Genomic DNA, 10,022 nt, shown 5'->3' with positions numbered 1-10,022 from the left:
GGATCCACTCCGGGTATTGGGCGGGCCATTTCTCGGTGATGGGGAATGGGGTCAAGTCGGGCATGGGGTCGGCTCGGAAATGAAGGAAACCCCGAGGATAATCCAAGATGTAGGGGACGACATCACTGCCCGTCACAGAATTCACGTCTTCCCTTCTTAATTTCGCAACATCCTGTCGTTAACGTTCGTCCCATCTCCTGATGGAGGTCGCTACAGTGCAGCCGGAATCGAACCAAAGCGCTCAAAGGGACTCTGAGCAATGCCCCCAAAGAATGAACGAGGCGTAACGACAGGGAAAACACCCGAGGCCAAGCGCTTCGCGGTGCCAGGGTTTGTCAGCCTGACTCAAGCGTGCCGAAGAATAATTATTCGATGATGAACCCACTGAATTTCGCCAAGCGCCTCAAACACCGTTCGTGGCTGCTGCTGCCGACGCTGCTTGTGGTCTGTGGCCTGGTGCTGTCGCTGGAATCCAGCATCAGCCGCGCCCAGCCAGCCGACGGTGTGCAAACGTTGGTGTTCCTGCGCCACGCCGAGAAACCCGCCGGTGGCCTGGGCCAGCTCAACTGCCAGGGCCTCAACCGTGCCATCGACCTGGCCACCCTGCTGCCGGAAAAATTCGGCAAGGCCGACTACGTGTTCGCGGCCAACCCGACCCGCAATGTCGAAGAGGGTGAGCTGGACAATTCCTATAGCTATATTCGCCCGCTGATGACCATCAGCCCCAGCGCCATCAAGCTCGGGTTGCCGGTGAACATCAACTATTCGGCCAACGACACCAGCGACCTGGCCGACGAACTGCTGCACGACAAGTACCACAACGCCACCATCTATACCGCCTGGTCCCATGGCTACCTGCCGGAGTTGATCAACAAGGTTGCCGGCGAGGCGGTGGGCAAGGAGCAAACCATTACCGAAGACTGGGCCTCGGGGGACTTCGATTCGCTGTACGTGCTGACCCTGACCTGGCACAACGGCAAGGCCAGCCTCACCAGCCAGAGCTACAAGCAGGGCCTGGATAATGGCCAGGAAACCTGTCCGACCTGATCAGCGGGTATTTAGTGAAAGCCCTTGTGGGAGCGAGCTTGCTCGCGATAGCGTCAGGCCCATTGATATTAATGTGACTGAAACACCGCTATCGCGAGCAAGCTCGCTACCACAGGAATTGACAGGGGATATGGAACCTGTGGTCACCCGCCCCGTGCCGCCCGCTCACGCAAATACTCCAATACGGCCGCCTGCTCCCCCGAGAACTCGATCCGCAGCCCCTTCTTTTCCCGCTGGAACACGTACATCGGGTCGTAATACTCGCGCAACAAGCCTTCGATCCAACCGCGATGCAAGTCGACGGCACCGCTGTTGGCCTGCTCGGCCAGGGCCGTCTCAAGGATGTTCATCAAGCGCCGGTGACGGTCGCCGCCCAGGCGTTTGTGGATGTTGTCCAGGCTTGCCAGCAACCGCTCGGAAAACAACGAGAAACCTTCGTCACCATGTACGGCGACAAATTCCGCGCACAGGTCGATGACGTAATCCTGCAGGATCCGCTCGACCCGGTGCTCCAGGCTGTCTTCAAGCCAGACCATCGGAACCTGCTGCATGCGCTGGTACAAGGGCAGCGGCAAGGCGCAACTGCCGACCGCACGGCTCTCATCTTCAAGCACGAATTGTTCGATGCCGCTGGCGCGTTTTTTCAGTACGTCCACGGCCAGGCGGTTTTCAAAATCGATGTTGGAAGGCTGGCCGGTGGCGCGTTTGCCGAAGCTGGAACCGCGATGGTTGGCATAACCTTCCAGATCCAGGCTGTTGTTCAGTTGGCCCAGCGCTTCGGTCTTGCCGGTACCGGTCATGCCGCCCAGCAGCACCAGGTCGCACTGGGCGACTGCCTGCTCGACAACGTCCAACAAGAAGCTGCGCATGGCCTTGTAGCCACCGCCGACCCTGGGGTAATCAATGCCCGCTTCGTCCTTGAGCCACTGCTGGACGATCTGCGAACGCAGGCCGCCGCGAAAGCAATACAGCACGCCATCGGGATGAGCCTTGGCAAACTCGGCCCAGGCCTGGATGCGTTCGGCCTTGATTTCACCGGACACCAGTTGATGCCCCAGGACGATGGCGGCCTGCTGCCCCTGCTGTTTGTAGCAAGTCCCGACGCGTTGCCGTTCGCTGTCGGTCATCAACGGCAAATTGACCACGCCGGGGAAGGCGCCCTTGATGAATTCGACCGGGGCGCGGGTGTCCATCATCGGCCGGTCATTGAGAAAGATGTCGCGGTAATCGGTGATGTCATGGCTCATCAAGACACCTCGACCGCGTAACGCTGTCGCTCGACCAGTTCGCCGATAGGCTCCAGCGCCAGCCCAAGTTCGGCGGCAACCTGCAGGAACTCGCCCTCGCCTTCGGGGGTAACGGCAATCAGCAGGCCGCCGCTGGTCTGCGGGTCGCACAGCACGCGCTTATGCAGCTCCTGGACCCGACCGACCTTGCTGGCGTAACTGTCGTAGTTGCGCAACGTACCGCCTGGCACACAGCCCAGGTCGAGGTAGTACTCGACGCCCGGTAGACGCGGCACTGCGTCATAGCGGATGCGCGCGGTCAGTTGGCTGCCGTCGGCCATTTCCACCAAGTGCCCAAGCAAGCCGAAACCGGTGACGTCGGTCATCGCCGTCACACCGTCGAGCTTGCCGAAACGGCTGCCCGGTTTGTTGAGGGTGCACATCCAGTCGCGGGCCAGGCCGACGTCGGCGGCGCGCAGCTTGCCTTTCTTTTCCGCCGTGGTGAGGATGCCGATGCCCAGCGGCTTGGTCAGGTACAGGCGGCAACCGGCGGTCGCCGTGTCGTTGCGTTTCATATGGCGCTTTTGCACCAGACCGGTGACCGCCAGGCCGAAAATCGGCTCAGGCGCGTCGATCGAATGCCCGCCGGCCAGGGGAATACCGGCCTCATCGCACACGGAACGACCGCCGCGAATCACTTCCCGGGCAATTTCCGGGGCCAATACGTTGACTGGCCAGCCGAGAATCGCAATGGCCATCAACGGGTCACCGCCCATGGCGTAGATATCGCTGATGGCATTGGTGGCAGCGATGCGACCGAAATCGAAAGGATCATCGACAATCGGCATGAAAAAATCGGTGGTCGAGACCACCCCGCGCTCCTCGTCGATGGCGTACACCGCAGCATCGTCCCGGGACGCATTGCCGACCCACAACTTGGGATCAAGGTTCTGCGCACCGCTGCCGGCCAGGATCACTTCCAATACCTGGGGCGAAATCTTGCAGCCGCAACCGGCACCGTGGCTGTACTGGGTCAGGCGAATCGGCTCGCTCATGGGCATACCTCTGGTCAGTCAAGATGACCGATTCTATCAGCAACGCCACCGACTCAGTGCCGCGTCGAGCACGGGCTCCTGCAACACGTTGGTGCCACTTCACATGACGCTGCCGAATTCGGTGCACCGAGCCTGACCAACAGGACAGGAAAAAAGCCTGAACCCCATGCATTTCAAGCCAATGCGAAAAACTGGTACGACATGTGCAAACGTTTGCGCAATCGATCCTACCCAACCGGTCGATGGCTTTTTTTCAACCACGGACCCCGGGCTTCGGCCCGCACGAACAAGGACTTTCCATGCACTGCACTTCCCAGTGTCGCGCTACGCCCGGCGTATTGGCAGCCGCCCTGCTACTGACCGCCGTTACCGGACTACTCAGCACCACCGTCCAAGCCCAAACCGCCGAGGCTTCCGCCCAGGGCGAAGCCCTCAGCCCTGAGGCCGCCCCCTCGAAAAAAGGCGCCTACCTGTCGGATTGGTACAACCAGGACCTGACGCTCATCGGCAGCAAGGACATCAGCTTCGGCCCGCAACCGGTCGACGACGTCTATCTGGAATATGAATACTTCGGACGCAAAGGGCCCTTCGAGCTCTATGGCTACGTCGACATTCCAAAGATCTTCAATATTGGCAACAGTCACGACAAAGGCGTGTGGGACCACGGTTCCCCGGTGTTCATGGAGCACGAACCGCGCATTTCCATCGACTACCTGGCCGGTCGCAGCCTGGCCATCGGGCCGTTCAAGGAATGGTACGTGGCGTTCGACTGGATCTACGATCACGGCAGCAACAGCGCCAATCGTGCGAACACCTTGTACAGCGGCCTGGGCACCGACATCGACACCCACTCGAGGGTCAACCTGTCGGCCAACTTCTATGGCCGTTATCAGTGGGAAAACTATGGCGCCAGCAATGAATATTCCTGGGACGGCTACCGCGCCCAACTCAAATACATCGTGCCGATCAGCCAGTTCGGCAATGGCGCCTCGCTGACGTACATCGGCTTTACCAACTTCGATTTCGGTTCGGACCTGCACAAGGACAACCCCGCCCGCACCGCCAACGCCACGGTCGCCACCAACGTCCTGCTGTATTCGTTCACGCACCTGCGCTTTACGCTGGTAGGCCGCTACTTTCACAACGGCGGCAACTGGCAGGACGGCAGTGAGCTTAACTTTGGCGACGGCAACTTCCGCGCCCGCTCCGACGGCTGGGGATACTACGCCGGGGTTGGCTATCAATTCTGAGCAAACGTAGAAGCACCACTTCGAATCCATGGAGGTCACGAATACATGATCAATCGCCTGTCTATTTCAATCGGCCTGGCCTGCACGGCCCTGTTCTGCTCGACCGCCGGGGCCGCACCGCCGTTACAACCCAAAGTCATGTTGATCACGATGTTCGCCCCCGAGGCCCAGCACTGGATCGAACGCCTCGAACTCAAGACTGAAATCCGTGTGCCGGGGCTGTCCGCCGAGTATCCGACGATCCGCTGCAATACCGAGCGGGTCTGCCTGCTGATTACCGGCATGGGCCAGACCAACGCCGCGGCCTCGACACTGGCCCTGGCGCTCTCCCCCACCGTCGACTTGCGCAAAAGTTATTTCCTGGTGGCTGGGATCGCCGGCATCAACCCGCACCACGGCACGCTTGGCACGACGGCCTGGGCCCATTACCTGGTGGAGTTCGGTACCCAATGGGAGCTGGATTCGCGGGATGTGCCCAAGGAATGGCCCACCGGCTACCTGGGCATCAACACCCAGGGGCCGAATGAAAAGCCGCCGCTGGACTACAAGACGGAAGTCTTCGAACTCAACCCGGCCCTGCAAGCCAAGGCCTTTGCCCTCAGCCAGAAGGTGAGCTTGGCGGAAAGCAAGGCATCGGCGGCCTGGCGCTTGAAGTACCCATACGCCCCGGCCAACCAACCGCCGGTGGTGACCCGCTGCGACACCCTGGCCGGCAACACCTGGTTCTCCGGCACGCGCCTGAGCGAGCGCGCCGAAGTCTGGACCCGCCTGCTCACCGATAACAAAGGCGTCTACTGCACCACCCAACAGGAAGACAACTCCACCTACGAGGCCCTGCTGCGGGCCAGCCGCGAAGGGCGGGTGGACATCAACCGGCTGGCCGTGCTGCGGGCCGGGTCCGACTTCGACCGCCCCGAGCCCGGCGGCAACGAAGTCGACAACCTGCTCAAATACGCCGACCAGGGCGCGTTCGTCCCGGCGCTGGAAAACCTGTTCCGCACCGGCAACCCGCTGGTGCAGGACATTGTGAAGAACTGGGCGGTGTGGGAAGACGGCGTGCCTGGCGTTTGAACGCCAGCCGCCCCGGCTCTTGTGACGATGGGAGCGATTTGTGGGAGCAAGGCTTGCCCGCGATGAAGTCGACGCGGTCCTCTGTGAACCGAGGCGCCGGCATCACGGGCAAGCCTTGCTCCCACAGGTTGGCGCTCAACTCGACAGCTCATCCAATGGAATTTTCAATTTCGGAAGGGATCACTTGAACATCACCCTTGCGTACCCATCCAGGAGACCGCCGATGTCCCTCGACCCCGCTGCCGACAGCACTCATCTTGATTACGGCCTCGACACGCTGTTTGGTCGCGACACCAAAAGTGTCGACTGCCAGCTCGACGTCAAACGCCTCGACGACGGCGAACCGCCCTGGTTCGCGTTGCACGTGCGACCACCGCTGCCGACGGATCTGGATAAAGCCCAGATCGTGGTGTTCAGCGCCGAAGGCCGGCGCATCAGCGGTATTGTCCGGCGAACCGAGCGCCTGGCCGACGACAGCCTGCAATTGGACGTGGAACCCGACTGAGTGCTTCGCTGGAGTCAGGTGCGACGTCCATGGGATGATCGGCCTCCAGGCACAACCCTCTGTGGAGCGTTTCAATGTCATTGCTGAGTAAACAAGCCGCCGCCCTGTTGCTGGGGGCCATCGCCAGCCTGGTCGTGGTATCCGCCCAAGCGGCCCCGGCCAAACCTGCCGGCGAGGCACCGGCGCAGAAGGTGTCGATGCTCGGCGGCAAGTTCACCTTCACCTTGCCCAAGGGCTTCACGGCAACGCCGCTACCGGCCGGTGAAGTGGCCCAGGGCACCGCTGGGGCGACAGGGACGATGTACAGCAATGCCACCAGCAGAACCGTAGTGATTGCCGCTGAGAACACCATCGTCAACGGCACGAATGTGAAGGACAACGATGGCGCGTTCCTTGACACCACCATGGCCGACTTCGCCGCCCAACGCATCAAAGCCTTGCCGGACGCCAAGATCCTCAGCGAAAAAAGCCTGACCCAAAAAGGCACCGGCCTGGGCCTGCGTCAGCTCGACACCCGCGCAACCCAAGGCGGCGGGCCGACCCTCGACACCACGCTGCTGGGCGCCTCTGGCACGCGCATGGCCGTGGTGCAGGTCATCTCCCGGGCCAGCGACCAGGCCGGTCATGAAGCGTTGGTGAAGCAGATCGCCAGCGGTAAATAAGCGCCCCGGAATATGTGGGAATGTGGGAGCCGAGCTTGCTCGCGATGGCGTTGGCACATCCTGGCATTGATGCAAGCTGACCCACCGCTATCGCGAGCAAGCTCGGCTCCCACAGGGTTTCCCCACAGGGGCTTAGGGTGGTCAGGGATTGAGCCGCTCCAGCCAGGCCCGCAGGTCCTGCACTTCCAGGGCGCTGATGCTGTGGCCGACGCCCGGGTAGGCATGGAATTCCGGTTCCAGCGCCAGGGTCTTCAGGAAGCTGTTGGCCTCGGTACCATCGTGGTAGGGAATGATTGGGTCTGCCGTGCCATGGCCGATGAAGACCGCCAGTGTACGGCGCGACTCATCGGGGGTCAGTTCCGCCCGCAACACCGACAGCACGCGCCCGCCCATCGCGGCAATACCACCGACGGCTTCGGGGTGTCGCAAAGCCACTTCGTAGCTCATCATCGCGCCCTGGCTGAACCCTACCAGGTAGACCTTGCTCGCATCGGTCGAGTACTTGGCCCGAGCCTTGTCGATGAAGTCCAGCAGCATCTGACCGCTGGCCTTCAAGTCCGAGGTGTCACCGTCGTAAGCACCGTCGCCCTTTTTCGCGAACCACTGGTAACGGTCCTGTTCCATGCTCTTCGGCGCTCGCACCGAGAGGTAGTTGTAATCCCGGGGCAACTCGCTCTTGAGTTCGAACAGGTCCTGTTCGTTGCTGCCGGAGCCGTGCAGGAAGATCACCAGCGGGCGGTTACTGGCCTGCCCATCGACTTGGGCCAGGTAGTTGAGCGGCAGGTCCGTGTGCAACGAGGGTTGGGCCTGCAACCCGGACGAGACCAGCAACAGAAACAGGGTGAGCGCTTTAAACATCAATCTTCCTCCATCATTCGATCGCCGCACGACAAGAAGCGTGCGGTGAGGTAGACAGCACTTATCAGTCGTTGCTCAATTTCCCCGTACGAATCGGCTCACGCCCGGCGACCTTTGCCTGCCAGATGCCCGGCTGGGTGTAGCGCCCGCGGTCCAGGGCAAACAGCACGCCACTGGTGCCAGCCCGCACGATGGTGACCCGATCATTCAACGGATCGACCACTTCGAACAGCGGATCGCCGTGCTCCACCCATTCACCGGCCTCACGCAGAAAGCTCACCACGCCATGGTGGGGCGCGAACAGGTATTGAGTACCTTCGAACGGAAAGCCTTCGCAACATTCGGCGGGGGCGGATGGCCAGTCCCCGGCGATAAAACCCTGCTCGGCCAAAAACCCGAGGATGGCTTCACAATTGGCCTGGGCCTGTTCCACGCGGGTGTCGCCCATGCTGCCCAGCTCCAGCGTCGTCGCCAGGTTCGCCGCTGGGATCGCCGCCGCCGGAAAGGTTTTGGCCAGGCGCAACCAGGGTGAGGAGCAGGACTCGTCGAACGAACTGCCACCGGAATCTTCACTGAGCAACGCCACCCCGGCCTTCAAGCGTGCGGCCAGGGAGCGCCATTGCGGCCACTGTTGCGGCAAGGCATACAAGTGGATCGCTGCCTCGAAATCGCAATGCAGGTCCAGGGTGATGTCGGCGTCGCAGGCATGGCGCAGCAGCAGGCGATGCAGCGCTTCGAGTTGCGAAGGAGGTGGCGGCAGATCGTCGAGAACCTGGGCCATGGTCTGGCGGATCAAGGTGATATTGGCGGCCGGGTCGTCACCCAGGCGATCACCGATGCGTTGCGCCACCGGCGCACTGAGCTCCACGAAAGCGCGGTTGAAGTTCTTGCCACTGCCCAGTTCGAAACGCCCCATGTGGGCGCTTTGCAGATGTTGATCCAGGCCGATGGGATTGGCCACCGGCACCAGCTCGATCACCCCTTTGAGCAGGCCTTGCGCCTCGAGGTCGTTGAGCCGCTGCTTCAGTTCCCAGGCAGTACGCATGCCCGGCAATTCGTCGGCGTGCAGGCTGGCCTGGATATAAACCTTGCGCGGGCCATGGCCGTAACGAAACACACTGAGCCGGCGCTCGGTGCCCAGGTGGCTCCATGGCAGGGTATGGTCGATGCGTTGCATGAAATCTCCGAATGACCAGGTGGGCTGTGTAGGAGCTGTCGAGCGAAGCGAGGCTGCGATCTTTTGATCTTTCGCTCTGGACTCAACTGGCAGTGGAAAGATCGCAGCCTCGCTTCGCTCGGCAGCTCCTACAGCAGCTCCTACCGATTAATGCCCATAGACATCAAAGGCGAAGTATTTGTCCTGCACCTTCTTGTACGTGCCGTTGGCGCGGATCTCGGTGATGGCCGCGTTGAATTGATCGGCCAGGGCCTTATCGCCCTTGCGCACCGCAATGCCAGCGCCGCCACCGAAGTATTTCGCGTCTTCATAGGTCGGACCGACGAAGGCGAAGCCTTTGCCAGCGTCGGTTTTCAGGAAACCTTCGTCGAGGTTGACCGAGTCGGCCAGCATGGCGTCAAGGCGGCCGGCGACCATGTCCAGGTTGGCTTCCTGCTGGGAGCTGTAGCGCACCAGGTCGATACCGGCAGGCACCAGCACTTCGGTGGCGAAACGGTCGTGGGTACTGGCGCGCAGCACACCGACTTTCTTGCCCTTGAGCTCGGTCAACGGGTCCTTGACCTCGGAGCCTTGCTTCATCACGAAACGCGCCGGGGTGTGGTAGTACTTGATGGTGAAATCGACGTTTTTCTTGCGATCGTCGGTGATGGTCATGGACGACAGGATCGCATCGATCTTTTTCACTTTCAGCGCAGGGATCAGGCCATCGAACTCCTGCTCGACCCAGGTGCACTTGACCTTCATCTGCTCGCAGAGGGCGTCGCCGATATCGACATCGAAGCCGGCCAGCTTGCCGTCGGGGGTTTTCATCGAAAACGGCGGGTAACCGGCTTCGATCCCGAGGCGGATCGGCTTGGCGTCTTCGGCCACGGCCGACACGGACAATACGGACAGTGCCAGGGCACCGAACATGACTAGCTTCTTCATTTTTGCTCCTGAGTGCGCAGGGTATTTTATTGATCGTTATAGGCAGATTCGTAGGCAGCGTTCGGTCAGCAAAAACCGAAGTGGGCGGGAGTCTAGAGGGGCACTCAGGAGGGGAATTATGTTGAGGCGACAAATACTTATAAAAAGCCACTAATGCCGTGTTGTAACGCCGAAGTTCTGTAGGAGCGAGCTTGCTCGCGATCGCGGCGCGCCAGCGTGTCTCAATGCCGAATGTGCCGCCGCC

General features: G+C 61.2%; 10 protein-coding genes. 5 read left to right on the top strand and 5 right to left on the bottom strand.

The window, feature by feature from the left end; all coding sequences use genetic code 11:
• Positions 1-372: 372 nt before the first annotated feature.
• Positions 373-1,047, top strand: a complete 675-nt coding sequence (locus LQ215_RS28605; protein ID WP_230153607.1) for a histidine phosphatase family protein — start codon at positions 373-375, stop codon at positions 1,045-1,047.
• Between the two features lie 143 nt (positions 1,048-1,190).
• On the opposite strand, the gene mnmH is transcribed toward LQ215_RS28605, so the two are convergent.
• Positions 1,191-2,294, bottom strand: a complete 1,104-nt coding sequence (gene mnmH, locus LQ215_RS28600) for a tRNA 2-selenouridine(34) synthase MnmH (RefSeq protein WP_230153606.1) — start codon at positions 2,292-2,294, stop codon at positions 1,191-1,193.
• Complete coding sequence (gene selD / locus LQ215_RS28595) at positions 2,294-3,328, bottom strand: selenide, water dikinase SelD (RefSeq protein ID WP_230153605.1); 1,035 nt, start codon at positions 3,326-3,328, stop codon at positions 2,294-2,296. Before selD ends, mnmH begins: the two co-directional genes overlap by 1 nt.
• A 299-nt stretch (positions 3,329-3,627) precedes the next feature.
• Between selD and LQ215_RS28590 the strand changes: the two genes are divergently transcribed.
• The 4 genes from LQ215_RS28590 (at position 3,628) to LQ215_RS28575 (ending at position 6,816) form a co-directional block, all read left to right on the top strand.
• Positions 3,628-4,578 carry a nucleoside-specific channel-forming protein Tsx gene (locus tag LQ215_RS28590; RefSeq protein WP_230153604.1) on the top strand — a complete coding sequence of 317 codons (951 nt, stop codon included), beginning with the start codon at positions 3,628-3,630 and terminating at the stop codon, positions 4,576-4,578.
• Positions 4,579-4,623: 45 nt separating this feature from the next.
• Entirely contained in the window at positions 4,624-5,649 is a 1,026-nt protein-coding gene (locus LQ215_RS28585; RefSeq protein WP_230153603.1) for a purine-nucleoside phosphorylase, read from the top strand.
• Positions 5,650-5,872: 223 nt separating this feature from the next.
• Positions 5,873-6,154 carry a hypothetical protein gene (locus LQ215_RS28580; RefSeq protein WP_230153602.1) on the top strand — a complete coding sequence of 94 codons (282 nt, stop codon included), beginning with the start codon at positions 5,873-5,875 and terminating at the stop codon, positions 6,152-6,154.
• A 74-nt stretch (positions 6,155-6,228) separates the two neighbouring features.
• A complete protein-coding gene (locus LQ215_RS28575; protein WP_230153601.1) occupies positions 6,229-6,816 on the top strand; it encodes a hypothetical protein in 588 nt (195 codons plus the stop codon).
• 141 nt (positions 6,817-6,957) lie between these two features.
• Here LQ215_RS28575 and LQ215_RS28570 read toward each other — a convergent pair whose 3' ends face one another.
• The 3 genes from LQ215_RS28570 to LQ215_RS28560 form a co-directional block, all read right to left on the bottom strand.
• Positions 6,958-7,674 (bottom strand): alpha/beta hydrolase, encoded by a 717-nt coding sequence (locus LQ215_RS28570; RefSeq protein ID WP_230153600.1) that lies wholly within the window; start codon positions 7,672-7,674, stop codon positions 6,958-6,960.
• A 64-nt stretch (positions 7,675-7,738) separates the two neighbouring features.
• Entirely contained in the window at positions 7,739-8,851 is a 1,113-nt protein-coding gene (locus LQ215_RS28565; RefSeq protein WP_230153599.1) for a succinylglutamate desuccinylase/aspartoacylase family protein, read from the bottom strand.
• 147 nt (positions 8,852-8,998) lie between these two features.
• Positions 8,999-9,778: an ABC transporter substrate-binding protein gene (locus LQ215_RS28560; protein WP_230153598.1), complete on the bottom strand. Its 780-nt coding sequence runs from the start codon at positions 9,776-9,778 to the stop codon at positions 8,999-9,001.
• Positions 9,779-10,022: the final 244 nt, after the last annotated feature.

Source organism: Pseudomonas brassicacearum (assembly GCF_918698105.1).
GTDB lineage: Bacteria > Pseudomonadota > Gammaproteobacteria > Pseudomonadales > Pseudomonadaceae > Aquipseudomonas > Aquipseudomonas brassicacearum_F.
Note: the sequence above shows the minus strand (reverse complement) of the source record. Positions and strands in the feature narration are given on the sequence as shown.